Origin of the sequence: Pseudomonas brassicacearum (assembly GCF_000585995.1) — a bacterium.
GTDB lineage: Bacteria > Pseudomonadota > Gammaproteobacteria > Pseudomonadales > Pseudomonadaceae > Aquipseudomonas > Aquipseudomonas brassicacearum_A.
Genome location: NZ_CP007410.1, coordinates 1,118,488 through 1,143,570 on the forward strand (window position 1 = coordinate 1,118,488; position 25,083 = coordinate 1,143,570).

General features: G+C 60.6%; 23 protein-coding genes. 12 read left to right on the forward strand and 11 right to left on the reverse strand.

The window, feature by feature from the left end; all coding sequences use genetic code 11:
* Positions 1-24 precede the first annotated feature (24 nt).
* Complete coding sequence (locus tag CD58_RS04690) at positions 25-846, reverse strand: IclR family transcriptional regulator (protein WP_025211904.1); 822 nt, start codon at positions 844-846, stop codon at positions 25-27.
* Between the two features lie 163 nt (positions 847-1,009).
* Between CD58_RS04690 and hmgA the strand changes: the two genes are divergently transcribed.
* From hmgA to maiA, 3 genes are read left to right on the forward strand one after another with little or no spacing between them, the layout of a single operon-like run.
* Positions 1,010-2,314 (forward strand): homogentisate 1,2-dioxygenase, encoded by a 1,305-nt coding sequence (hmgA, locus tag CD58_RS04695; RefSeq protein WP_025211905.1) that lies wholly within the window; start codon positions 1,010-1,012, stop codon positions 2,312-2,314.
* A 3-nt stretch (positions 2,315-2,317) separates the two neighbouring features.
* The gene (gene fahA / locus CD58_RS04700) at positions 2,318-3,622 is read left to right on the forward strand and encodes a fumarylacetoacetase (protein WP_025211906.1); all 1,305 of its coding nucleotides are present in this window, start codon (positions 2,318-2,320) and stop codon (positions 3,620-3,622) included.
* Between the two features lie 10 nt (positions 3,623-3,632).
* Positions 3,633-4,268, forward strand: coding sequence for a maleylacetoacetate isomerase (maiA, locus tag CD58_RS04705; protein ID WP_025211907.1), 636 nt, complete (start codon positions 3,633-3,635; stop codon positions 4,266-4,268).
* A 162-nt stretch (positions 4,269-4,430) separates the two neighbouring features.
* Here the strand turns inward: maiA and CD58_RS04710 are convergent, their stop codons facing one another.
* On the reverse strand, positions 4,431-5,234 hold the full coding sequence (locus CD58_RS04710) for a SirB1 family protein (protein WP_025211908.1): 804 nt from the start codon (positions 5,232-5,234) through the stop codon (positions 4,431-4,433).
* A 186-nt stretch (positions 5,235-5,420) separates the two neighbouring features.
* Between CD58_RS04710 and CD58_RS04715 the strand changes: the two genes are divergently transcribed.
* Positions 5,421-6,440: a Glu/Leu/Phe/Val dehydrogenase family protein gene (locus CD58_RS04715; RefSeq protein WP_025211909.1), complete on the forward strand. Its 1,020-nt coding sequence runs from the start codon at positions 5,421-5,423 to the stop codon at positions 6,438-6,440.
* Positions 6,441-6,509: 69 nt separating this feature from the next.
* On the opposite strand, the gene CD58_RS04720 is transcribed toward CD58_RS04715, so the two are convergent.
* The gene (locus tag CD58_RS04720) at positions 6,510-7,715 is read right to left on the reverse strand and encodes a benzoate/H(+) symporter BenE family transporter (RefSeq protein WP_025211910.1); all 1,206 of its coding nucleotides are present in this window, start codon (positions 7,713-7,715) and stop codon (positions 6,510-6,512) included.
* A gap of 343 nt (positions 7,716-8,058) precedes the next feature.
* Here CD58_RS04720 and CD58_RS04725 point away from each other — a divergent pair, with 343 nt between their 5' ends.
* A complete protein-coding gene (locus CD58_RS04725) occupies positions 8,059-9,447 on the forward strand; it encodes a PLP-dependent aminotransferase family protein (protein WP_025211911.1) in 1,389 nt (462 codons plus the stop codon).
* Between the two features lie 77 nt (positions 9,448-9,524).
* Here the strand turns inward: CD58_RS04725 and CD58_RS04730 are convergent, their stop codons facing one another.
* Positions 9,525-9,785, reverse strand: a complete 261-nt coding sequence (locus CD58_RS04730) for a YebG family protein (RefSeq protein ID WP_003205410.1) — start codon at positions 9,783-9,785, stop codon at positions 9,525-9,527.
* 258 nt (positions 9,786-10,043) lie between these two features.
* Here CD58_RS04730 and CD58_RS04735 point away from each other — a divergent pair, with 258 nt between their 5' ends.
* On the forward strand, positions 10,044-10,544 hold the full coding sequence (locus tag CD58_RS04735; RefSeq protein WP_025211912.1) for a phosphate-starvation-inducible protein PsiE: 501 nt from the start codon (positions 10,044-10,046) through the stop codon (positions 10,542-10,544).
* On the opposite strand, the gene CD58_RS04740 is transcribed toward CD58_RS04735, so the two are convergent.
* Positions 10,541-10,858, reverse strand: a complete 318-nt coding sequence (locus CD58_RS04740) for a DUF3509 domain-containing protein (RefSeq protein ID WP_025211913.1) — start codon at positions 10,856-10,858, stop codon at positions 10,541-10,543. The genes CD58_RS04735 and CD58_RS04740 overlap by 4 nt on opposite strands.
* 506 nt (positions 10,859-11,364) lie before the next feature.
* Between CD58_RS04740 and CD58_RS04745 the strand changes: the two genes are divergently transcribed.
* Positions 11,365-11,775, forward strand: coding sequence for an HPF/RaiA family ribosome-associated protein (locus CD58_RS04745; RefSeq protein ID WP_025211914.1), 411 nt, complete (start codon positions 11,365-11,367; stop codon positions 11,773-11,775).
* Positions 11,776-11,879: 104 nt separating this feature from the next.
* On the opposite strand, the gene CD58_RS04750 is transcribed toward CD58_RS04745, so the two are convergent.
* On the reverse strand, positions 11,880-12,755 hold the full coding sequence (locus CD58_RS04750) for a helix-turn-helix domain-containing protein (protein ID WP_025211915.1): 876 nt from the start codon (positions 12,753-12,755) through the stop codon (positions 11,880-11,882).
* A gap of 136 nt (positions 12,756-12,891) precedes the next feature.
* Between CD58_RS04750 and CD58_RS04755 the strand changes: the two genes are divergently transcribed.
* On the forward strand, positions 12,892-13,794 hold the full coding sequence (locus CD58_RS04755) for a DMT family transporter (protein WP_025211916.1): 903 nt from the start codon (positions 12,892-12,894) through the stop codon (positions 13,792-13,794).
* A 186-nt stretch (positions 13,795-13,980) separates the two neighbouring features.
* On the opposite strand, the gene CD58_RS04760 is transcribed toward CD58_RS04755, so the two are convergent.
* The 5 genes from CD58_RS04760 to norR form a co-directional block, all read right to left on the reverse strand.
* Complete coding sequence (locus tag CD58_RS04760; RefSeq protein WP_025211917.1) at positions 13,981-14,952, reverse strand: 2-hydroxyacid dehydrogenase; 972 nt, start codon at positions 14,950-14,952, stop codon at positions 13,981-13,983.
* Between the two features lie 213 nt (positions 14,953-15,165).
* Positions 15,166-15,915, reverse strand: coding sequence for a YkgJ family cysteine cluster protein (locus tag CD58_RS04765; RefSeq protein ID WP_025211918.1), 750 nt, complete (start codon positions 15,913-15,915; stop codon positions 15,166-15,168).
* Positions 15,916-15,993: 78 nt separating this feature from the next.
* The gene (locus CD58_RS04770; RefSeq protein WP_025211919.1) at positions 15,994-16,320 is read right to left on the reverse strand and encodes a hypothetical protein; all 327 of its coding nucleotides are present in this window, start codon (positions 16,318-16,320) and stop codon (positions 15,994-15,996) included.
* A 100-nt stretch (positions 16,321-16,420) separates the two neighbouring features.
* Positions 16,421-17,323 (reverse strand): chemotaxis protein, encoded by a 903-nt coding sequence (locus CD58_RS04775; protein WP_025211920.1) that lies wholly within the window; start codon positions 17,321-17,323, stop codon positions 16,421-16,423.
* A gap of 271 nt (positions 17,324-17,594) precedes the next feature.
* On the reverse strand, positions 17,595-19,151 hold the full coding sequence (gene norR / locus CD58_RS04780) for a nitric oxide reductase transcriptional regulator NorR (protein WP_025211921.1): 1,557 nt from the start codon (positions 19,149-19,151) through the stop codon (positions 17,595-17,597).
* A gap of 150 nt (positions 19,152-19,301) precedes the next feature.
* On the opposite strand from norR, the gene hmpA reads away from it, so the two are divergent.
* The 4 genes from hmpA to cyoB all read left to right on the forward strand — a co-directional run bounded on the left by hmpA (position 19,302) and on the right by cyoB (position 25,083).
* On the forward strand, positions 19,302-20,483 hold the full coding sequence (hmpA, locus tag CD58_RS04785) for an NO-inducible flavohemoprotein (protein WP_025211922.1): 1,182 nt from the start codon (positions 19,302-19,304) through the stop codon (positions 20,481-20,483).
* Positions 20,484-20,801: 318 nt separating this feature from the next.
* Positions 20,802-21,311 carry a disulfide bond formation protein B gene (locus CD58_RS04790; protein ID WP_025211923.1) on the forward strand — a complete coding sequence of 170 codons (510 nt, stop codon included), beginning with the start codon at positions 20,802-20,804 and terminating at the stop codon, positions 21,309-21,311.
* A 790-nt stretch (positions 21,312-22,101) separates the two neighbouring features.
* Positions 22,102-23,049: a ubiquinol oxidase subunit II gene (cyoA, locus tag CD58_RS04795; protein WP_025211924.1), complete on the forward strand. Its 948-nt coding sequence runs from the start codon at positions 22,102-22,104 to the stop codon at positions 23,047-23,049.
* Positions 23,050-23,052: 3 nt separating this feature from the next.
* A complete protein-coding gene (gene cyoB, locus CD58_RS04800) occupies positions 23,053-25,083 on the forward strand; it encodes a cytochrome o ubiquinol oxidase subunit I (protein ID WP_025211925.1) in 2,031 nt (676 codons plus the stop codon).

Below are 25,083 nucleotides of genomic sequence, written 5' to 3' on the forward strand. Positions count from 1 at the left end.
CTGGCTTGCGCTCACCGCGATGATCTAATGATCAAGATTGTCCCGGATTTGCTGAGCTGATCCCGGACTCGCCTCATAGCCCATTCGCCAACTCACGGCCCGGGTCGCCGCCAGCAGGCGTTGCGCCGCCGGACCGTGCTCGTCGGCATGGAACAGCGAGGTCGGGCCAACGATGGTCATGACCGCCGTTACTTGGCCGACGGCATTGAATACCGGGGCGGACAGGGCATCCACCCCCGGCATCAGCAAGCCATGCACGTGATGCAGGCCGCGACTGCGGATCTGCTCGCACAGGGCGGCATAGACCGTGTCGTCGGCCAGGGCATGGCTGCTGGTGCTGTTCACTTCCTGCACGCGTAACTCGATCGTCTCGCGCTCTGGCAGGTAGGCGCTGAAGACCAGCCCCGTGGATGAGCTGAGCAGCGGCAGTACCGAGCCCAGTTGCGTCACCACGGTCACGGCCCGCACAGCGGGCTCGATACGCACCACGGTCGCGCCGTGATTCCCCCACACCGCGAGGAAACAGGTTTCGTTCAGATCGTCGCGCAACTCGGCCAAGGGCAGTGCCGCCACTTGCAACACGTCCATGCCGTTCAATGCGGCCAGGCCAACGCGCAGGGCCTCGCGGCCCAGACCGTAGTGGTTGGTGGCGGTGTTCTGTTCGGCAAAACCGCTGGCGATCAAGGCCTGCAGGTAGCGATGAACCTTGCTCGCCGGCATTTGCACGTGTTCGGCCAGGCGCGACAGCGACGTGGAGGGCGACAGCTCGGCCAGGGCCTTGAGGATGTCGGTGCCGACTTCGGCCGAGCGGACTTTCTGTTTACCGTTGTTGGGCGGGTTTTCCATGGAAGCGCAGGGTCCAGAGGCGAGTGGGCGTCTTTATAGCTTGACGGTCGCTGTCGAGCAAATTACGTTATGCGTAATTGAATTACGATAAAAATAACCCAGTGCGCCTCACGCTCCTCCATAGGGCGACGGGCCGCACTCAGTCCTGTGTTCAGGAGGCTCCATGCACCTCGACTCCACGGCGTCGGATCTGGCTTACCAATCCGGTTTCGGCAACGAGTTCGCCAGCGAAGCACTGCCCGGCGCACTGCCGGTCGGCCAGAACTCCCCGCAAAAAGCCCCGTACGGTCTCTACACTGAGTTGTTCTCCGGTACCGCGTTCACCATGGCCCGCAGCGAAGCGCGGCGTACCTGGCTGTATCGCATCCGGCCGTCGGCCAATCACCCGGTCTTCGTCAAGCTTGAGCGGCAGATGGCCGGCGGTCCGTTGGGTGAGGTCACGCCCAATCGCCTGCGTTGGAACCCGCTGGACATTCCCGCCGAACCGACCGATTTCATCGACGGACTGGTTCGCATGGCGGCCAATGCCGGCTCGGACAAACCGGCCGGCATCAGCATTTACCACTACCGCGCCAACCGTTCCATGGAGCGGGTGTTCTTCAATGCCGACGGGGAATGGCTGATCGTGCCGCAACTGGGACGGCTGCGAATCGCCACCGAACTGGGCGTGCTGGAATTGGCACCGCTGGAGATTGCCCTGCTGCCCCGGGGCTTGAAGTTTCGCGTCGAACTGCTCGACCCGCAGGCCCGCGGTTACCTCGCTGAAAACCATGGTGCACCGCTGCGCCTGCCGGACCTCGGGCCCATCGGCAGCAATGGCCTGGCCAACCCGCGAGATTTCCTGACACCGGTCGCTCATTACGAAAACCTCGCCCAGCCGACCACGCTGGTGCAGAAGTTCCTCGGCGAGTTGTGGGGCTGTGAACTGGATCATTCGCCGCTTGACGTGGTGGCCTGGCACGGCAACAACGTGCCGTACAAATACGACCTGCGCCGTTTCAACACCCTCGGCACGGTCAGCTTCGACCACCCGGACCCGTCGATTTTCACCGTATTGACCTCGCCCACCAGCGTCCACGGCCTGGCCAACCTCGACTTCGTGATCTTCCCGCCGCGCTGGATGGTGGCGGAAAACACCTTCCGTCCACCGTGGTTCCACCGCAACCTGATGAACGAATTCATGGGCCTGATCCAGGGCGCCTACGATGCCAAGGCCGAAGGTTTCCTGCCCGGCGGTGCCTCCCTGCACAGTTGCATGAGTGCCCATGGCCCGGACGGCGAAACCTGCACCAAGGCGATCAATGCCCAGCTGGCGCCTGCGAAAATCGACAACACCATGGCCTTCATGTTCGAGACCAGCCAGGTCCTGCGCCCGAGCCGTTTCGCCCTGGACTGCCCGCAACTGCAAACCGACTACGATGCTTGTTGGGCCTCGCTGCCTGTCACGTTCGACCCGACCCGGAGATAATTCATGACTCAAGTTTCCCCTGCCCGTAGCTGGGTTGCCTCCGCCAACGGCCATGCCGATTTCCCACTGCAAAACCTGCCGCTGGGAATCTTCAGCATCGATGGCGGTGCCCCGCGCAGCGGCGTGGCGATCGGCGAGCGGATTTTCGATTTACCAGCTGCGCTGCAAGCGGGCCTGTTTGACGGTGCGGCGCGTGAAGCCGTCGCAGCCATGCAGGGCGGCCAGTTGAACGCGTTCTTCGACCTGGGACGCGCCGCCCGGGTGGCCTTGCGTGAACGGTTGCTGGAGTTGCTGCGCGAAGACAGTCCGCTGCGGGGCAAGATCGAAGCCCTGGGCGCGAAACTGCTGCCCCTGGCGAGCGATTGCCAGATGCACCTGCCGGCGAAGATCAACGACTACACCGACTTCTACGTCGGTATCGAGCACGCACAAAATGTCGGTAAGCTGTTCCGTCCCGACAATCCATTGTTGCCCAATTACAAATACGTACCCATCGGTTACCACGGCCGTGCCTCGACCATTCGCCCGTCCGGCACCGATGTGCGCCGTCCCAAGGGCCAGACCCTGCCGGCCGGCCAGACCGAGCCGACTTTCGGCCCGTGTGCGCGGCTGGACTATGAGCTGGAATTGGGCATCTGGATCGGCAAGGGCAACGCCCTGGGCGAACCCATCGCCATCGGCGATGCCGCCGAGCACATCGGCGGTTTCTGCCTGCTCAACGACTGGTCGGCCCGGGATATCCAGGCCTGGGAATACCAGCCGCTGGGGCCCTTTTTGTCGAAGAGTTTCCTGACCAGTATTTCGCCATGGGTCGTGACGGCCGAAGCCCTCGAACCGTTCCGCCGTCCTCAACCGGCACGCCCGGAAGGCGATCCGCAGCCGCTGCCGTATTTGCTGGACAAGCGTGACCAGGCCGCCGGGGCATTCGATATCGAGCTGGAAGTCCTGCTGCTGACCGAAACCATGCGCGAGCAGAATCTGCCGGCCCATCGGCTGACCCTGAGCAACACCCAGTACATGTACTGGACCGTGGCCCAAATGGTCGCCCACCACAGCGTCAATGGCTGCCAGTTGCAAGCCGGTGATCTGTTTGGTTCGGGGACTTTGTCGGGACCTGAAAACGGCCAGTTTGGCAGCCTGCTGGAAATCACCGAGGGCGGTAAAACGCCGATCGAACTGGCTTCTGGCGAAGTTCGTAAATTCCTCGAAGACGGCGACGAAATCATCCTGCGGGCCCGTTGCCGCGGGGAGGGCGTCACGTCCATCGGCTTCGGCGAATGCCGGGGCAAGATCCTGCCGGCGCGTTGAGGGTCAGGGCATGGAACTCTATACCTATTACCGTTCCACCTCTTCCTACCGGGTGCGCATTGCGCTGGCGCTCAAGGGCCTGGATTACCAGGCCCTGCCGGTCAACCTGATCGCTGTGCCTGGGGGCGAGCATCGCCAGCCGGCCTACTTGGCGATCAACCCCCAGGGTCGTGTACCGGCACTGCGCACCGATGAGGGGGCGTTGCTGGTGCAATCACCCGCCATCATCGAATACCTGGAGGAACGTTATCCACAGGTGCCGCTGCTCAGCGCGGACTTGGCGGTTCGCGCCCATGAGCGAGGCGTCGCGGCGTTGATCGGTTGCGATGTCCATCCGCTGCACAACGTCAGCGTGCTCAACAAACTGCGCCAGTGGGGTCACGATGAAACCCAGGTGACGGAGTGGATCGGGCACTGGATCAGCCAGGGGCTGGCGGCGGTGGAGCAGTTGATTGGCGATGAGGGTTATTGCTTCGGTGCCGCACCAGGGTTGGCAGACGTTTACCTGATCCCGCAGTTGTACGCGGCCGAGCGGTTCAATGTGTCTTTGCAAACGTATCCACGGATTCGTCGGGCTGCGGCATTGGCGGCTGGGCATTCGGCCTTCCAAAAGGCACACCCGGCGAATCAGCCGGATACCCCCTGACGGCTTCACACGGTTCTGAAAACCAGGTGATCCCATGTGGCGAGGGAGCTTGCTCCCGCTCGGTTGCGCAGCAACCGCAAAAAAGCTTGGGGCCGCTTCGCGTCCCAGCGGGAGCAAGCTCCCTCGCCACAGGGGGCCGTCATAGGGTCTAAGTTCATCTGTTCAATGCACCACCGAATTCGGCGGCAAATGGCCCAATCGCTCCGTCAGCCGGATTCGCTGGATCGGGTCGTCGCTGAGCATCAGGGCATGTTCCAGGTCGAAGCGTTCGGCATTGGGGCAATCGAGCCGCTGGTACAGGCTGGCGCGGGCCAGATAATCGGCGGCGCTGGCATTGCCCAGTTCCAGCACGCGTTCGGCGTCGATAAGCGCCGCAATGTAATCGTCGTTCGACAGGTGCAGTTGACGGAGATTGCGCGACAGGCGCTGGAGCATCTGCGCTGGTTCGGCGGTGACCAGGTGCTCGGCCTTGAGCGGCATGTTCGCGCCGTATTGGCGTTGCAGCAGTTCGCGACAGTCATTGGGGTACAGCCGACGACCACCGCACGGGTCGAGTAGATGGTCGGCGCCGGGCACTCGCAGCAGGAAATGGCCGGGAAAATTGACGCCGACCATCGGAATTTCCAGGCATCGGGCCAATTCCAGGGCAATCAGGCCCAGCGCCAGGGGTTGGCCGCGTTTGCGCGCCAGCACTTGGTTGAGCAGCGCCGCACGCGGGCGCAGAGGTGTGAAATCGTCCTGGGCAAACCCCAGGTCATTGAGGCGCCGCAACAGCGGTTGGCCCAGTTCGCTCACAGGCAGCATCGGCAGGCCATGGCTGACCCGTTGCTGCAGATCCTTGAAATCCTTCAGCAAGGTCGGTACGTCCGCGTCGCGTTCATGTTCGGCAGCGATCCATAACGCCGCTTCGAACAGTGCCGGTGGCGAGCGGTGAAGACAGTCAAAAAAGGCTTGGCGCGGTTTCATCAAACTCTCCGGGCTATGCCCCGTTTTAGCTCTGCCATGGACTTTCGTCCAGTCTCGGACAGACCCAGTTACAGGTTATGCCGAAAAAGACGGACGACCTTGGCGACTTATTCCGGCGTGCTCCAGCAAATTTCGACTGCACGCCTATACTGGCGAAACAAACAAAAGTGATTCGGGAGCCTTACGATGTTTGCTCTCATGCAAAGCTCCCGCCTTGAATCGCTGCACCTAAGCGTAGACCCGGCGACCGGGTTGAAGGCGGTGATTGCCATTCATTGCAGCCGTCCGGGGCCCGCCCTGGGAGGCTGTCGTTACCTTGCCTACCCCGACGACGAAAGTGCCGTGGTCGACGCCGTGCGCCTGGCCCAGGGCATGAGCTACAAGGCTGCCCTGGCCGGCTTGCCGGTGGGTGGCGGGGTCGCGGTGATCATGCGTCCGGCCCATGTCGAAAGCCGGGCCGCGCTGTTCGAAGCCTTTGGTCGCTGCATCGAGCAATTGGACGGTCGCTACATCACCGCCATCGACAGCGGCACCTCGGTGGCCGACATGGATTGCATCGCCCAGCAGACCCGTCATGTCACCAGCACCACGGCCTCGGGAGACCCGGCGCCCCATGCGGCGATGGGGGTATTTGCCGGCATTCGTGCCACGGCCATGGCCCGTCTGGGTAGCGATAACCTGGAAAGCCTGCGGGTCGCGATCCAGGGGCTGGGCAACGTCGGTTACGCCTTGGCCGAACAGTTGCACGCGGCGGGCGCGGAGTTGCTGGTCAGCGACATCGACCCTGGCAAGGTGCAACTGGCGATGGAGCAACTGGGCGCTCATCCGATCGCCAACGATGCGTTGCTCAGCACACCCTGCGACATCCTCGCCCCCTGTGGGTTGGGCGGTGTGCTCAACAGCCACAGCGTGGCGCAACTGCGCTGCTCGGCCGTTGCCGGTTCTGCCCATAACCAGTTGAGCAGTCTGCAAGTGGCCGATCAACTGGAACGGCGCGGGATACTGTATGCGCCGGACTACGTGATCAACTCCGGCGGCCTGATCTACGTGGCCCTCAAGCATCGTGGCGAAGAGTTGCCAACCATCACGGCGCACCTGTCCAAGATCGGCGCGCGGCTCACGGAAGTCTTCGCCCATGCCCAGGCGGAAAAACGCTCACCGGCCCGGGTAGCCGATGAGTTGGCGGAGCGTTTGTTGTACCGATAAAAATGGCCGCCTTCGCCAGTCGCTATCCTCTAGTTGCAGACGCCTGTGGGCGCTGGCGAAGGCGAGCGATCAGGGGCGTCCACCCTCGGCGATGACGGTGGTTTTGTTTTCCCGGGTGTAGGTCAGCACGAAATGCGCCACGAGCCCGAATATCAGCCCCCAGAACGCCGCGGCCAAGCCCAGGAAACTCATACCCGAGGCCGTCACCAGGAAGGTGAGCAATGCGGCTTCCCGTTGTTTCTCGTCGGCCATGGCGCCGGTCAGCCCGGCACTGATCGCACCGAACAAGGCCAGGCCGGCAAGGGATGCGATCAGCTCTTTGGGCAGCGCGGAAAACACCGAGGCCAGGGTGGCGCCGAAGGTGCCCATCAAAATGTAGAACACCCCGCAGGCGATCCCGGCGATGTAGCGTCTGTCTCGGTTCTCGTGGGCTTCGCGGCCAGTGCAGATCGCTGCGGTAATGGCTGCCAGGTTAAAACCGTGGGATCCGAAGGGAGCCATCAAGACCGAGCCAAGCGCGGTGACTGAAATGATCGAGCGCGCTGGCGTGTTGTAACCCGAGGTGCGCAACACCGCCATGCCCGGCACGTGTTGGCCGGTCAAGGTCACCAGCGCCAGTGGCAAGCCAATGTTGATGATCGCGTGCCAGCTCCATTCCGGGGCGATAAAGACCGGGTGGGCCACTGCGACGGTGATCGAGCTGCTGTTGAGCTCACCGAACGAGGCGGCCACCGCACAACCGACGATCAGTACCGACAAAATCGCATAGCGTGGCGAAAAGCGCTTGAACACCAGGTAAGCGGCGATCATCGCCAGCACCAGCGCCGGTTGCAGCTTGATGGACGTGAACAGCTCGGCGCCGAAGCGGAACAGGATGCCTGCAAGCATGGCGGCGGCAATGGCCTTGGGCAGGCGGTTCATCAGTTTGTCGAAGGCTCCGGACAAACCGACCACGGCGATGATCACTGACGCCACCACGTAGGCGCCGATGGCCTGGGGCAGCGTGACGTTGGGCAGCATCGACACCAGCAACGCAGCGCCCGGTGTCGACCACGCCGTAATCACGGGGACACGCAGGCGCCAGCTCAGGAGCAGGCCGGTGATCCCGCTGCCGATGGAGATCGCCCAGATCCACGAAGACACCACGTCGTTAGGCAGGTGTGCTTCCTTGGCTGCCTGAAATACGATGATGAGCGGGCCGGCGTAGGAAATGATCACGGCGATAAGGCCCGCAATGACCGCTGACAGCGATAGATCCTTTCTGAGTGTGTCCATGATGTCTCGACTTGGCGCGGCAAGGGCGCGCAGTGATCAGGAGGAATGAGTCGATTGATTCGATTCGCTAGCAGTGTATTTGAAATAATTGAGTTGATTCAATGAGTGATTTGCTTGTGCGAAATATTTTTTGCGGGTTGACCTCTGTTTTCCTGGTTTAGTTGGCTTAATTTGCTGATTTTTAATCATAAAAATTATCTGTTTGGCGCTGACTGATTAGGCTTAGGCATTTCTTTGATCGACTCAATCGACTCAATTTTTGAGCCTGATCGATTTATTAGGGACCTAACCTCCATGTGATATGCTCGGATACTCATCATTTCTACGATGGCAGAGATCATTCATGTGGGTCCCCCAGCTAAGCGAGCTCAACCAGCCGATGTATTTGTCGATTGCCGATGCGTTGGCGCGCGATATCAGCAACGGGGTGTTGAACGAAGGTGATCGCCTGCCGACGTTGCGAGAGCTGGCCACCACCCTGAATGTCACGCCGGGCACCATCAGCCGGGCCTATAGCGAAGCCCATCGGCGTCGCCTGGTGCAGGGGGAAGTGGGGCGGGGTACTTATGTGCTCAATCAGAAGTCGCCTGAGTTGTCGGCGAGCAATAGCGCCGCGTCGCTGAATCTGGGGCAATCCGAATTACTCGATCTTTCAATCATCAAGCCTTCCAGCGAAACCTTGGAGTATTGGTTGCGCGACGCGCTGGTGGGCATGGCCAAAAGCACTGATTTCGCTCGCGCCCTCGATTACGCACCGGATGGCGGGCACCCGGCGCATCGCGAGGCGGGAGCGCAATGGTTGCGTCATTCATTGCCCGACGCACAATGGCAGCAAGTGGTGATTACCGCCGGGGCCCAGCATGGCTTGATGGTCGCGATGAGCGCCCTGACCAACGCCGGCGACCTGGTGCTTTGCGAGGCGCTTTGTTACCCCGGCATCATTTCCCTGGCCCATGGCCTTGAGCGCCGCCTGCGTGGCGTGCCAATGGATGACGAAGGGATCATTCCCGAAGCCTTGCGCGAACTGTGCCTGCGAGAAAAGCCGGCGATGCTGGTCTGCGTGGCGACCTGCCAGAATCCGACGGCGGCGATCATGTCGCAAAAACGCCGGGCCCAGATCGCGGCGCTTGCCGAGGAGTTCGACTTCATCATCCTGGACGATGATATTTATGGTTTCCTCGCCACCGATCCGTCGATCAAACCGCTCTCGGCCTTTGCGCCGGATCGTTCGGTGTACCTGACCAGCTTGTCGAAGTCGGTCATGCCGGCGCTTCGCATCGGCTATCTCTATAGCCCGCCGAAACTGCTCTCACGGCTGGCCTCGATGGTGCGCAGCAGCGTCTGGATGCCTTCGCCGTTGACTGCGCAACTGGCCAGCAATGTAATCACCGAAGGCCTGGACAAAAAACTGGTCCGCATCCAACGCAACGAAGCCGCCGGACGGCAAGCCATTGCCCGGGAAATATTTGCCAATGTCGAGTTCAAGGCCCAGCCTCATGCGTATCACGTCTGGTTGACGTTGCCCGAGCCATGGACCAGCGACGAATTCACCATGCTGGCTAGGGCCAACGGCGTACTGGTGCTCAGTGGTACCCAGTTTCAGGCTGAGCGGTCCGGGAGCACCCGCTGCGTGCGGCTGGTGTTGATGTCGCCCACCAGCCAGGACGAACTGCGCTTCGCCCTGACCAAGCTGGCCAGCCTGATCGATTCCGATCCACGCCGTTACTATTAAAAAAAGATCGCAGCCTGCGGCGGCTTCCACAAGGTGCATTCCCTGTTAGAAGCCGCCGCAGGCTGCGATCTTTTTGGTTATTCGTCCGACGGATTGAGCAGTTCGGACAAGGCGTCCGGTTGGCTCTTGAATGCCTTGGCGAACACATCGCGATTCTTCGCCATGTAGATCCCGGCCTCTTCCACCTGCTGCTCACTCAGCGATGGAACGGCTTTTTGCAAAACCTCGGCCAGCAATTCGGCGAGTTCCAGCATTTTGTCATGACGGTCAGCTTCGGCTTTATCCATGAACAAGCGCTCCAGATCTCGGCTGCTGCGGTATACCACTTCGACGGCCATTCACCACCTCACATGCCTTCACATTGTTTATCTTTGTGACTACTGTATTTATATACAGGCCAGAGAATAAGCGAATCCTCTTCCCTTGGATAGTGGCTTTTTAATGTAGACCGCTTTCGGGGTTTGTCGCGCGAGTAAAGTGTCGACTACCAGCCTATTGCCATCTCACCCACAGCCGCTGGCCTTTTTTCTGCATGCAGAATAACCGTCACGTCCAACCTGCATCATCCGGTCGAGTCGACCTAAGGAAATTACATCGTGAAAATCAACTGGGCCGAGAATCTGCGCCAGAACGTGCATCAGCTGGCTGAATCCCTGGGAAACCTGTTCGTCGAGACCTTCCACTACCTGGCGTTGTTCGCCATTGGTGCGGTAACCGCGTGGGCGGCGGTCATGGAGTTCCTGCAGATGATCGAGGCGGGGCACATCAAGATCGATGACATCCTGCTGCTGTTCATCTACCTGGAATTGGGGGCGATGGTCGGGATTTACTTCAAGACCAATCACATGCCCGTGCGGTTTCTGATCTACGTGGCGATCACGGCATTGACGCGCTTGCTGATTTCCAACGTCTCCCATCACAGCCCGCCAGACCTGGGGATCATCTACCTGTGCGGTGGCATCCTGCTGCTGGCGTTCGCGATCCTGGTGGTGCGTTACGCTTCGTCGCAATTCCCTTCGGTGAAGATCGAGCACCCGCACCGCCAGGTTGGCGCGGGTTCCAGTGAGCATGCCGAAGTGGAGAAGGGAGAGATCTAGAAGCCTGCGAGGGAGGAGGCGAGCCCCTGTGCCTGCGGCGGTGGCAGTTTGATGGTGTCACCGCCGGTCATGGCTTCGAGGATCGCCACGGCGCTGTGGCCCTGCTCGATGGCAATACCGAACTGAATGCTCTGCACCAGGCGTTTGAGCCGTTCCGGATCGTTGCGCTGCTGGGCACTGATCATGCGTTTGGCGACGATGCGTCCGGTCTTGGAAAGGGTCAGCATGATGCTGCCGTCCAGGCCCTGGATGCTCAGGTTGATTTGATATTGCGGCGCAAAAGCGTCGGTAATGATCTGAAAAGGGTTGTCCATGATGCGTCACCGCCTGATTGAACGTGCAGTTGTTGACCGGCCTTGATCGGGATTAGTTCGCAACACCGGACCATCGGCCATTCCATGATCGTGTTCATCGCAAGGTTGCAGGGCCGGGCAGGCGGCCTGTCAGAAGGACCGCGACCTGCGAGGCTCCTACAGAGAGTTAGCAAGTGGCATGCCGGAAAAACTGTCGGACAATGATCGCGGCGCCTGGGCGCTGGAGGCTCTGGAATACGGCTGTCGCGGCTGCCCGTTTCGGGGCAATAACGCGCGGATGTTCGCTGACGGTGCAGGGCGGGAGGGGAATTTACGGGGGATGGGTCAGGCGAGGTAACTCCCGACATTAACAGTGCTTTTGCCCGTTGTCCGGCTTTATTTGCAAATCAATATTTATCTTTTTACAGGGGTTGAATTGTTCTTCCGCCAGCCCGACTCTGTATTCAAGGGGCCGTTGCACCAACGTCGATGGCCCCCGGCGAGCTAGCTGAAATAAGGGATGAACTATGCAAATCCAAGTCAACAGCGATAACCATATTCAAAGCAGCATCCGACTGGAGGAGTGGGTACGTACTACCATCGAAAGCACGCTCGAACGTTATGAAGAGGATCTGACACGGGTCGAGGTTCATTTGCGGGACGAGAACGGCGACAAGCCCGGTCCCCATGATTTGCGTTGCCAGCTTGAAGCACGGCCAAAAGGCCATCAGCCGATTTCCGTGACGCACAAGGCCGATACACTGGAACTGGCGATCGAGGGGGCGGCCACCAAGCTTGAAAACGCCCTGGAGCACATGTTCGGCAAACTGCGCGGAAAACGCGCCGCTATCGAGGTTCCGACCGAATCAGTAGCCTTGGCCGATGCGATGCTGGAAGAAGAATTCCTGGAGAACGAACGGGCTGCGCTTAACGGCTGAAACCTCGTTCATTGTTAATTTCCGACTTGAAACGGGCCTGCAATCGCAGGCCCGTTTTTGCTTTTATCGATCCGAAGTGACAAGCCAGTGACCGACGCCATCGGCTAGCGTAAAAACGCCTGCCGATACTCCCCGGGCGTGGCGCCCAAGACCTGGCGAAAACGGTTGGTAAAGTGACTGGCGCTGGCAAATCCACACGCCAGTGCCACATCGCCCAGCGGTTGTGAAGTACTGCGCAGCAAGTGCCGCGCGCGTGCCAGGCGCCTGGCCAACACATATTGATGGGGTGGCAGCCCGAAGCTTTCGCGGAACATCCGCGCGAAGTGATATTCGGACAACGCACACAGCGCCGCCAGTTGCCCGAGGCTGATGGCATCGGCCAGATGGCTGTCGATGTAGTCCACCAGCAACCGCCGCTGGTGAGCGGCCAGCCCGCCCTTGAGGCGGAGCCCCTGACGCTGTCCAACCTGGCTGAGCAGCAGATGGTTGAGCAGTTCATGGGCCAGGCTGGTGGTCAGCAGCCGTTCACCGGGCTCGTCCCAGTTCAGGGCGATCAATTGACGAAAGCGTTGTGCCTGTTGCGGATCGTCGAGGAAGGTCGCCTCGTGCAGTTGCACCTGCCGGGGTTCGCGGTCCAGCAGCGTGACGCAGCCAAGGGCGAATTGTTCGGGGCTGAAGTACAGGTGAGCGAGACGAATATCACCGTTGATGACCCAGGCCGATTCATGGCCGGCCGGCAGGATGCAGAGTTTGTCGGGAGCCCCCGTGGTGTCGGGCCGTTCGCGGCGAAACGTGCCGGTGCCGCCGGCGATGTAGCACGACAGCGTATGGTGGGTCGGCGCCTCATAGTCCCGGGCGTCGTGATGATTGCTCCACAAAGCAGCCGCCATGCCGTCCCCGAGCTCGGCACTGTGCTCCAGGCGAGCATTGGGCGAACTGTTGAGGGCTTGAAAGACTTGCAGGGTTTGCAGTGTCGGCATGATCGGTTCTCTCCGACTCGAATCCTACTCCGTCGGCCGGCCCATGCCAGCCCGCAAACCGACAAAAGCGCAAGTTTACGCAAGTGCGGGAGGGACAACGGCGGGACACTGAGGGTCATTGTCAGGAGTCGTCACCATGAACCTCTCGTTGTACCTGCTTACCGTACTCATCTGGGGCACCACGTGGATTGCCCTGAAACTGCAGTTGGGTGTTGTCGCCATCCCGGTGTCGATTGTCTATCGCTTCGGCCTCGCGGCCCTGATTCTGTTTGCGATGCTGTTGCTCAGTCGGCGCCTGCAGGTGATGAACCGGCGCGGCCATTTGATTTGCGTTGCCCAGGGCCTGTGTCTGTTCTGCATCAACTTCATGTGTTTCCTCACGGCCAGCCAGTGGATTCCCAGCGGCTTGGTTGCCGTGGTGTTTTCCACCGCCACGCTCTGGAATGCGTTCAATGCCCGGGTATTTTTCGGCCAGCGGATCGCGCGTAACGTGCTGTTGGGCGGCGCCTTGGGGCTGCTGGGGTTGGCACTGTTGTTCTGGCCGGAACTGGCCGGCCACAGCGCGAGCCCACAGACGCTGCTGGGGTTAGCGTTGGCGTTATTGGGCACCTTGTGTTTCTCGGCGGGCAACATGCTCTCGAGCCTGCAACAGAAGGCCGGCCTCAAGCCGTTGACCACCAATGCCTGGGGCATGGCTTATGGTGCGGCGATGTTGGCGGTGTGGTGTGTTTTCAAAGGCATTCCGTTCGACATGGAATGGAACGCGCGTTACGTCGGCTCGCTGTTGTACCTGGTGATCCCGGGCTCGGTGATCGGCTTTACTGCCTACCTGACGCTGGTGGGGCGCATGGGCCCGGAGCGAGCAGCGTATTGCACGGTGCTGTTTCCGGTGGTGGCCTTGAATGTCTCGGCGTTTGCCGAAGGTTATCAATGGACCGCGCCGGCGCTGGCCGGGTTGGTCCTGGTGATGCTGGGGAACGTGCTGGTGTTCCGCAAGCCGCGGCTGGTGGCAGCGAATGTCGCCTTGGGCGCACGCTGAGATATAACGTCTAGAGATAAACCCGTGGCGAGGGAGCTTGCTCCCGCTGGGTTGCGAAGCAACCCCAAGATGCATCTGCCGCCGCAGTGCATCAGATAAACCGTAAGGGGGGCTGCTGCGCAGCCCAGCGGGAGCAAGCTCCCTCGCCACGGTGTGTTCCCCCGGGGGGGGGCTTTTGCGGAGAATTTATTTCCAGACTTGCGGGTTGACCAGGTTTTGCGGTCGCTCGCCCATCAATGCACTTCGCAAGTTATCCACAGCAAGATTGGCCATGGCCTCGCGGGTCTCGTGGGTCGCCGAGCCGATGTGGGGCAAGGTCACGGCGTTTTTCAGCTGGAACAGCGGTGATTCGGTCAATGGCTCTTTCTCGTAGACATCCAGCCCGGCGCCGCGGATGCGGTTGCTCTGCAGGGCTTCGATCAGCGCCGGTTCATCCACCACCGGGCCACGGGAAATGTTCACCAGGATGGCGCTCGGTTTCATCAGGGCCAGTTCGCGTTGGCCGATCAGATGACGGGTCTTCTCGCTCAATGGCACCACGAGGCAGACAAAGTCCGCTTCGGCCAGCAACTGATCCAGCTCGCGAAATTGTGCGCCCAACTGGTTTTCCAGTTCGGTCTTGCGGCTGTTGCCGCTGTAGATGATCGGCATGTTGAACCCCAGCCGGCCACGCCGGGCAATGGCCGCGCCAATGTTGCCCATGCCGACGATACCCAGGGTCTTGCCGTGCACATCGCTGCCGAACAGTTGCGGGCCGACTGTCGCTTGCCATTGCCCGGCCTTGGTCCAGGCGTCCAGTTCAGCGGCACGACGGGCGCTGGTCATCAGCAAGGTGAAGGCCAGGTCGGCGGTGCTTTCGGTGAGCACGTCGGGGGTGTTGGTGAGCATGATCCCGCGTTCATTGAAGTAGGCCAGGTCGTAGTTGTCGTAACCCACTGACACACTCGACACCACTTGCAGGTTCGCGGCGCTTTGCAGTTGCTCGCGGCCGAGCTTGCGACCGACACCGATCAGGCCATGGACGTGGGGCAAGGCTTCGTTGAATTGCGCGTTGATGTCGCCGTTCGACGGGTTGGGCACGATCACGTCGAAATCCTGTTGCAGGCGCTCGACCATCTTGGGCGTGATACGGCTGAAGGCAAGTACGGTTTTTTTCATCGCGGAAGGCTCATCGGGCAAGGAATACCAAGCACGCTAACATTCCTGGCGAGGGTTAGGCGAGAGGGGAGTGTGATCGGCATGCCGCAAACTCCACGTGTGGGAGCGGGCTTGCTCGCGAAAGCGGACTGACATTCAGCATCAATGCAAGCTGACCCGACGCCTTCGCGAGCAAGCCCGCTCCCACAGAGATTTGCTGCAACCGTCTGAGGTTTATGCTGCCCGCAGCGAAATAAACGCGTAGTTGACCGGTACTTCAGTGACCACGCGCGCGCCGCTGGCCAGTACCTGGCCGGCAACGTCATCACCGGACAGATGGAACTGCCATTCACTGGCTTGCTGCGCCAGCGGCTGCGCGCGGAGCTGATCGAGGGTGGCGGCGAAGGCTGTCATGTCGGGCAGATAAGCGGTAAATCCGTCGCCCTTCAGCGCAGTGGTGTGAATGCCCAGGGAGGCGCAGACACGCTCCTTGAGCTGGATTTCTTCGCGATCAGCCTGGCGTGAGCGTTCAATCAAGCTGGCCAGTTCCTGGTCCACCAGTTCACCGCCAAGGATCAATTGCGGCCCGGTTTCCCACGACTCTGGTGGGCATTCCTTCACGGCGATGTTGAGAGGGATGTGCGGATTGATTTCCATCGGATAGATGCGGCACACCAATGGCCGGCGCTCGTAGATGCGGCACAGGTTCTCATCGTCAAGATTCCGGCAACGACCAACGTTGTAGGCGGCGAAAGTGATCGCCACGAAGGCTTCGGTGCTACCGCTGCGGACCACCACTGAACGGCGCTGGGCGTGCTCGCGTTGCGCCGGCGGCAGGCCAAGGCCATTGGGCAGGAAGGCCTCCACCAGAACAATCACCTGGCCGCCGTCGTCAGCCCACATGCGGGCCTCATCGAGGGTCAGGGGAACGTGGTGATCGGTGCAGCACTTGCCGCACCCTACGCAGGAAAACGTTGTGTTCATTGAGCAACCGGTCGAAGGCTAGCAAGTGGCGACAGATAAACGCCGCGATGAACCGTTGCAAAGCAAGTTATGCGCCATTCACCGCGGGCTATCGGCCGGACGAATCGCGTCCCACTCGGTGACATAGGCGGTTTTGGTTTTCTTGCGGTAGAGGCACAGCTCGGTGCCGGTCGCGTCTTTCATGTGTTTCTGCGGGTACTGGCCTTGCAGTAACAGCGCGGTGTAGCCGACCCGGTCGTCGAACTGCGCGGCGGTGCCCACCGGTTCGACGTTTTTCAGGCCACTGGCCTTGATGCAGCTGGCGAGGACGGCTTTGTCATGCGCGGCCCAGGCGTCGGGGCTGGCGGCGTGGGCCTGAAAGGCCAGGGCGGTGAGACTCATGAGGATAAGAGCTTGGGGTTTCATTGGGCATGTCCTTGTTCTGGGAGCCAGGGCAGGAGTATGCCTGAGGTTTGCCGGGCGATGATCGATCCCACGCCTTGGCATGGGAGCGATCTGGCCCGCCTCAATGACCTTGTTCGGCGACGGCCTTGGCCGCGGTGATCAGGCACTTGGTCAGTTCCGGCGAGGAGAACTTGGTCAGGACTCCGTTGGCACCGGCCAACCGGGCCTTTTCGCTGTTCATGGCGCTGTCCAGCGAGGTGTGCAGCAACACGTAGAGGTGGGCGAAGTCCGGGGTCTCGCGCAGGGTGCGGGTGAGGGCGTAGCCGTCCATCTCCGACATTTCGATGTCGGAGACGATCAGGTTGATCTGTTGATCGGTGCCTTGCAGGTCCAGCAGGCACTCGATGGCTTCCTTGGCACTGCGGGCAGTGTGGCATTGCAGGCCCAGGTTGCGCAGGGTGTACACCGATTGTTGCAGTGCCACCTGGCTGTCATCGACCACCAGGATTCGTGCGTGGCCCAGTACTTCGGCGTCTTCCATGCTCAGTTCGGTCGGCGCGGTTTCGATCTGTGCCGGGGCGATGCCATGGATGACTTTCTCGATGTCGAGCACCTGCACCAGCGTGCCGTCCACCGAGGTCACGCCGGTGATGAACGCCCGCACGCCGCCGGAGCCGTAGGGCGGCGGTTTGATGTCGGTGGTCAGGCAATGCACGATCTTGCTCACTGCCTGCACATGCAGGCCCTGCTTGGAACGGCTGACGTCGGTGACGATCAGGCAACCGCCATCCGGATCCTCCAGTGGCCGCTCGCCGATGGCGCGGCTCAAGTCGATCACCGACAAAGAAGTCCCGCGCAGGGTGGCGATGCCTTTGACGTGTGGGTGCGACTCCGGCAGCTTGGTCAGCGGCGGGCAGGGAATGATTTCACTGACTTTGAGCAGGTTGATCGCCATCAGCTTGCCGCTGCGCAAGGTAAATAGCAGAAGCGAAAGTGAATCTGCGCGGGCTTTATTGGAAGACATAAAAACCTTCTGTGGAAAAAGGTGGGGCGAGCACGAAGATCGCCAAAACAGCTTTTGATATTGGGTTATCGACTTGTTGAGGGCAGGCTTTAGGACAAAACCTGTCGACAGCAAGGATCGTTGTAACAAGATCCCTGTTGCAGAGAGTTATGTGGCGAGGGAGCTTGCTCCCGCTCGAGCGCGCAGCGGTCGCCAAATTCAACCTCGCGCCGCAGTTGGTAGGGAGCGCTGCGCACTCCAGCGGGAGCAAGCTCCCTCGCCACGGGGGCAATCATTTGAGCCCCAATCGCCTGGCCATCCGCCCCAGATTCGCCCGGTCCAGTCCCAGCTCCCGGGCGGCGCTGGCCCAGTTGTGCTGGTGACGTTCCAGGCTGGCGCCGATCAGCCTGCGCTGGAAGTCGTCCACCGCTTCGCGCAAGTCTGTGCTGATGCCGTCCATCGTCGGCGCAGGGGCGGCGGATGAGGGCGCAGGGTTTTCCTCGGCGACTTGGGGCAGGTCGAGATCCTGGGCGCCGAGGCTGAGGATTTTCGGTCGCACCGCGCACCTGCCCAAGGCTTTCAAGGCACTGCGGCCGATCAGGTGTTCCAGTTCACGCACATTACCCGGCCAGTCGTAGGCCAGCAGGGCGGCCTGGGCGTCGCTGTTCAGGCGCAGGCTGTTAAGGCCCATGCGCGAACGGTTCTGTTCCAGGAAGAAGCCACTGAGCAACAGGACATCTCGTCCGCGATCACGCAACGCCGGTACCTGCAACGGGTACACGCTCAAGCGATGATAAAAGTCGGCCCGGTAACGGCCGTTGCGCACCTCATCGGCGAGGTCGCGATTGGTGGCCGCGATCAGGCGCACATCAACCCGGTGTTCCTTGTCCGAACCCAGGCGTTGCAACTGGCCGCTCTGCAACACCCGCAGTAACTTGGCCTGGACGGTCAGCGACAGCTCGCCCACTTCATCAAGGAACAACGTGCCGCCATCGGCCAGTTCAAACTTGCCGCGTCGGTCGCTCGTGGCCCCGGTGAACGCACCGCGTACGTGGCCGAAGAGTTCGCTTTCCACCAGGGTCTCCGGCAGCGCGGCGCAGTTGAGGCTGATCAGTGGTTGTTCGGCGCGCTTGGACGCGGCATGAATGGCTTGGGCGACCAGTTCCTTGCCAACGCCGGTTTCGCCCGTGATCAGCACGGTCAGGTCGCTGCCGCCCACCAGCTTGATCTCTTCCACCAAGCGTTTATGGGCCTTGCTCTGGCCGACCATGTCGCGGTGTTGCTGGCCGCTGGCCTGGCGATAGACCTCGGCTCGGCGGTGCTCGTCTTCGGCCTTCAAGGCCAGGCCCTCGATGCGTTCGGCGGCGCTGACCGTGGCGGCCGCGAGGCTGGCGAACGCCTGCAGGGCGCTCAGGTCGATGGGTTCGAAGCGGCCCGAGTCCAGCGAATCGAGCGTCAGCAGGCCCCAGGGACGCTCGTCGACGAACAGCGGGCAGCCCATGCAGTCGTGAACTTCCAGATGCTCGTCGAGACCCTCCACCAGCCCGTCGTAGGGATCGGGTAAATCACTGTCGGCGGCGAAGCGGGTGGGCTGCGGGTTGGCCAGCAGTGCCTCGAAGCGCGGGTGTTCGCTGACCCGGAATCGTCGACCCAGGGTATCGGTGCTCAAGCCATCTACCGCCAGCGGCACCAGGCAATCACCGTCCAGGCGCAACAACGCCGCCGCGTCGCAAGGCAGTAGGGCCCGCAAGGCGCCGAGCAGGCGTCGATAACGCTCGCCTTCAGGCAGTTCACGGGAGAGGTCGGCCACCAGGGGCAGCAGGGAAGTCAGCAGTGTGGTTGCGGTCATAATGACTCCATGTAGTCGTAAAGACTATAGAGTGCGCCGTGTCGATATGACTACTTTATTTTTAAACTATTGATAATAAACATAAAAATTATTGGCATGGAAACTGATAAAGCCTGGGTACTGTTCTCTGTATACGCCAGGAGTCACCCTATGCTCACTCGAGAAGAACGCGCCATCATTCGCTCCACCGTTCCATTGCTTGAAAGCGGTGGGGAAGCGCTGATAACTCACTTCTATCGCATGATGCTGTCCGAATATCCCCAGGTGCGTCCGCTGTTCAACCAGGCTCACCAGGCCAGTGGCGATCAGCCGCGTGCGCTGGCCAACGGCGTATTGATGTATGCACGGCACATTGACCAGCTCGACCAGTTGGGCGACCTGGTGGCGAAAATCGTCAACAAGCACGTCGCCTTGCAGATCCTGCCAGAACATTACCCGATTGTCGGTTCGTGCCTGTTGCGGGCGATCGCCGAGGTGCTGGGCGAAGAGATCGCCACGCCCGAAGTGATTGCCGCATGGGGCGCCGCCTATAACCAACTGGCCGATATCCTGATCGGCGCCGAAACCGGCATGTATGACCGCAAGGCCGCAGCACCGGGCGGCTGGCGGGGCGAGCGCGAGTTCACCCTGGTGGCCAAGGTGCAGGAAAGCTCGGAGATCACCTCGTTCTACTTTGAACCGGCGGACAAAGGGCCGATCCTGGTGGCCGAGCCGGGCCAATACATCGGCATGAAGTTGATGCTCGATGGCGAGGAAGTGCGCCGCAACTATTCGCTGTCAGCCCTGGCGGACAACGGTCAATACCGCATCAGTGTCAAACGCGAGGCGGGTGGACGAGTATCCAACTACCTGCACCATCATTTTCAGGTCGGCAGCAGTATCCAGCTGTTCCCGCCGTCCGGTGATTTCTACCTGACCGCCAGCGACAAGCCGCTGGTGTTGATCAGTGGCGGTGTTGGCATCACCCCGACCCTGGCCATGTTGCAGGCTGCGCTGCAGACCGAGCGGCCGGTGCATTTCATCCACTGCGCGCGCAACGGCCGCGCCCACGCCTTCCGCGGCTGGATCGACGAGCTGGCCGAGCGTCACCCCCAACTCAAGCGTTTCTATTGCTATGACGAAGACGACGGCTTGAGCCCGGCGGCTGACAAGGTGGGGCTGTTGAGCGAGGCGCAACTGGCGCAATGGTTGCCGGAACAGCGCGACCTGGACGCTTATTTCCTCGGGCCGAAGGGCTTCATGGGCGCCGTCAAGCGCCACCTCAGGGCCTTGGGCGTACCGGACCAACAGAGTCGCTACGAATTCTTCGGGCCGGCGGCGGCGCTGGAATGAGGTAGCGGCAAACCCGGGCAACCGGGTTGCCTTCATCGCGAGCAGGCTCGCTCCCACAGTTTTTTGCGCTGTTCACAGCAATTGTGTCCGCCGCTATCTCCTGTGGGAGCGAGCTTGCTCGCGATGGCGGCAGCAGGTCCATCCCTACCCAACTGCCAGAATTAATCCCCGCTTAACCTTCTTGCGGTCTATTCCCCTCCAATGTCGACGCCCGCAGCTCGTTCACTGTCATGGTCAGCGTGTAGACTTCGATACATCCGATCGCGCGCCGGGTGTCGCGAGGCTGCGCGTCAATCCATGCATACAAAAGGAAAGGCAATGAGTGAGGAAATGATGCGCCTGGGTCGTGAACGGCGCTTTCTGGTGCTGTTGGGGCTGATCTGCCTGGCGCTGATCGGCGGCGCGCTGTACATGCAGGTAGTGCTCGGTGAAGCGCCGTGCCCGCTGTGTATCCTGCAGCGCTATGCGCTGTTGCTGATCGCGATCTTCGCCTTTGTCGGCGCGGCCATGCGCACCCGTCGCAGCCTGACGATTTTCGAAGGACTTGTGGTGCTTTGCGCCCTGGCCGGAGCGGCCGTGGCGGGGCATCACGTGTACACCCAGTTCTTCCCGGCGGTCAGTTGCGGCGTCGACGTGTTGCAACCGATTGTCGACGACCTGCCGCTGGCGAAGATCTTCCCGTTGGGTTTCCAGGTCGATGGTTTTTGCTCCACCCCGTACCCGCCGATCCTGGGGCTGTCCCTGGCACAGTGGGCGCTGGTGGCCTTCGTGCTGATCGTGGTGCTGGTGCCGTTGCTGGTGTCGCGTAACCGCAAACACCTTCGCTGAAACACCCCAAGGAAACGCCCCGGTTCCTCTTCTGGAGAGCCGGGGCGTTTTGCATTTCAGCCTTGGGATGGATCGGCCTTGATCCGAGGCAAGAATGGGTTGCGACAGTGTGCGACATGTTGTCACACATTTTGCCTCCTGCGATCCTTCCAGGCGTGGATAAACGCCTCATCCTGTAACAAAAAAACAGTACATGCTGCTCGGATTATCTCAGGCGGCTCTTCGTGCAGCAGGCATTTTTAACAGCGAAGCGCCATGCGGCCTAGCCCCCGAAAAATGGGCTCTCCCCAGAAAAACTAGCGCTTCTTAACCCCCTCGAGCTGTCTAAATCGGGCGTAGTAGGCCTATATTTTTTGTGGTTCTTGTTGAGAATGAATTTCGATAAGATGCCGGCCGTTTGTATTTACGGGCAGGGATTATTGCCGGATCGGATAAAAATTATTTCGGGATGAGACATGGTCTACAGCGCGCCAGCTCACTACAATCGGCCGCACCGAATTTCCGACCCGGCTCAGGCTTGAGCACGAGGTGGTCGAAGGGCGTTATCGCCCCATGCGACCCCGGGTGTCGGTGCCTCCAACTACCCGCACCAAATGGAATTGGGCTTGAACTAGGCCTTTGACCAACGAATAAGAACTCACTGCTGGCCCAGGATGTGTCGAACAGCGTCTGATTGATGCAGCGACGGGCAGCCCTTATTCAATCCAAGAAAAATGCCAACCCTTGGCAGGGTGAAGTGTTGGCGATCAAAACCCAACTGCATTGCGCAAGCTGCTTTAGAGGTCGTGAGATGAGTAAAAACAGGTACCCCCGATTACTAGGCTTATTGCCCCTGCTCGGCACGTTGTTGCTGGGAGGCTGCAACATGACCTTGCTCGATCCCAAGGGCCAGGTCGGCCTGGATGAACGAAACCTGATCATCACCGCCACGCTGCTGATGTTGCTCGTCGTTGTGCCGGTTATCGTCATGACCTTCCTGTTCGCCTGGAAATACCGCGCGTCCAACACCAGTGCCACGTACACGCCGAAGTGGTCGCACTCGACCAAGATCGAAGTCGCGGTGTGGACGATTCCAGTGCTGATCATCATTGCCCTGGGTTACATCACCTACAAGTCGACCCATGCCCTGGACCCGTATCGTCCACTGGATTCGGACGTCAAGCCGATCACCATTGAAGTGGTTTCGATGGACTGGAAGTGGCTGTTCATCTATCCGGAACAAGGCATCGCCACTGTCAACAAGATCGTGTTCCCGGCCCACACGCCGATCAACTTCAAGGTCACCTCCGACACCGTGATGAACTCGTTCTTCATCCCGGGCCTGGGCGGCCAGATCTACGCGATGGCGGGCATGCAGACCAAGCTGCACCTGATCGCCAACCAGAACGCCGAACTCGACGGTATCTCCGCCAACTACAGCGGCGCGGGTTTCACCGGCATGAAGTTCAAAGCAATCGCCACGACCCAGGAAGATTTCGACGCCTGGGTCAACGATGTGAAGAAGGCACCTAAACAGCTTGAAAAAGCTGAATACGAAGCCCTTTCCAAACCGAGCCAGAACAACCCAGTCGAACTCTACTCGTCGGTCACGCCGAACCTGTTCCAGACCATCATCGACAAGTATGAAGGGATGAATCCGGGCAAGCCGATGCACCACGAGAAGAAAGAGAAGGAAGTGGCCCACAACATGGAAGGGATGGACATGAGCTCGCATTCAGCTGCCGGGGCAGAGGAGTAAACGATGTTTGGTAAATTAAGTTGGGAAGCGATCCCGTTCCACGAGCCGATTGTCATGGTGACCCTCGCCATCATCGCGCTCGGTGGCCTGGCGCTATTTGCGGGGATCACCTACTTCAAGAAGTGGACCTACCTGTGGACCGAGTGGCTGACTTCGGTCGACCACAAGAAGATCGGCGTGATGTACATCATCGTCGCCATGGTCATGCTGCTGCGCGGTTTTGCCGACGCCATCATGATGCGTACCCAGTTGGCCATGGCCACCGAGGGTTCGCCTGGCTACCTGCCGCCTGAACACTATGACCAGATCTTCACCGCCCACGGTGTGATCATGATCATCTTCATGGCGATGCCTTTCTTCACCGGCCTGATGAACCTTGCAGTGCCGCTGCAGATCGGCGCGCGTGACGTGGCCTTCCCATTCCTGAACTCCCTGAGCTTCTGGCTGCTGGTGTCCGGCGTGGTGCTGATCAACCTGTCCCTGGGCGTTGGCGAATTCGCCAAGACCGGTTGGGTGGCCTATCCGCCGCTGTCTGGGCTGCAATACAGTCCGGGCGTGGGGATGGATTACTACATCTGGGCGCTACAGCTATCCGGGTTGGGGACAACGCTGACGGGGGTCAACTTCCTCGCCACCGTGCTGAAAATGCGTACCCCCGGCATGAAGTTGATGGACATGCCGATCTTCACCTGGACCTGCACCTGGGCCAACGTGCTGATCGTCGCTTCCTTCCCGATCCTCACCGCAACCCTGGCTTTGCTGACGCTTGACCGCTACATGGATTTCCACATTTTCACCAATGAACTGGGTGGAAATCCGATGATGTACGTCAACCTGTTCTGGGCCTGGGGTCACCCCGAGGTGTACATCCTGATCCTGCCGGCGTTCGGGATTTTCTCCGAAGTCATCTCGACCTTCTCCGGCAAGAAACTGTTCGGCCACCACTCGATGATCTACGCTTCCGGCGCGATCTCGGTACTGGGCTTCATGGTCTGGCTGCACCACTTCTTCACCATGGGTTCGGGGGCCAGCGTCAACGCCTTCTTCGGCCTGGCGACGATGCTGATTTCGATCCCGACGGGGGTGAAGCTGTTCAACTGGCTGTTCACCATCTATCAGGGCCGCCTGCGTTTCACCAGCCACGTGCTGTGGACCCTGGGCTTCATGGTGACCTTCGCTATCGGCGGCATGACCGGCGTACTGCTGGCCATCCCGGGTGCGGACTTCGTGCTGCACAACAGCCTGTTCGTGATCGCCCACTTCCACAACGTGATCATCGGTGGCGCGGTATTCGGCTATATCGCCGGCTTCGCGTTCTACTTCCCGAAAGCGTTCGGCTTCAAGCTGCACGAAGGCTGGGGCAAGGCCGCGTTCTGGTTCTGGATCACCGGCTTCTTCGTCGCGTTCATGCCGCTCTATGTACTGGGCTTCATGGGCATGACCCGTCGCCTGAACGCCACTACCAACCCTGAGTGGGTGCCGTACCTGTACGTCGCCATGTTCGGTGCGGTGATGATCGCTGTCGGCATCGCCTGCCAGCTGATCCAGCTGTACGTCAGCGTGCGCGATCGCAACAAGCCAGAGAACGTGTGCGATCACGGTGACCCGTGGAATGCCCATACCCTGGAGTGGTCGACCTCTTCGCCACCGCCGTTCTACAACTTTGCCGTGCTGCCAAAAGCGGACGTCATCGACCCGTTCACCGAGGCCAAGGAAAACGGCACCGCGTACCAGGCTCCGGCCAAGTACGAGCCGATCCACATGCCCAACAACACCGCGACCGGTGTGGTCATGGGCGCGCTGTTGACCGTGTTCGGTTTCGCGATGATCTGGCACATCTGGTGGCTGGCCATCGCCAGCCTGGTCGGCACCGTGGCGTATTTCGTGATCCATGCTGCCCGTGACGATCAGGGCTACATGGTGCCGGTGGATGTCATCGAGCGCATCGAAGCCGAGCAGCACAAGCGCCTGGTAGCGGCCGGGAAAGTCCCCGCCACCGCCACCCGTGTTGAAACCTCGTTGGAACAGGCTTAA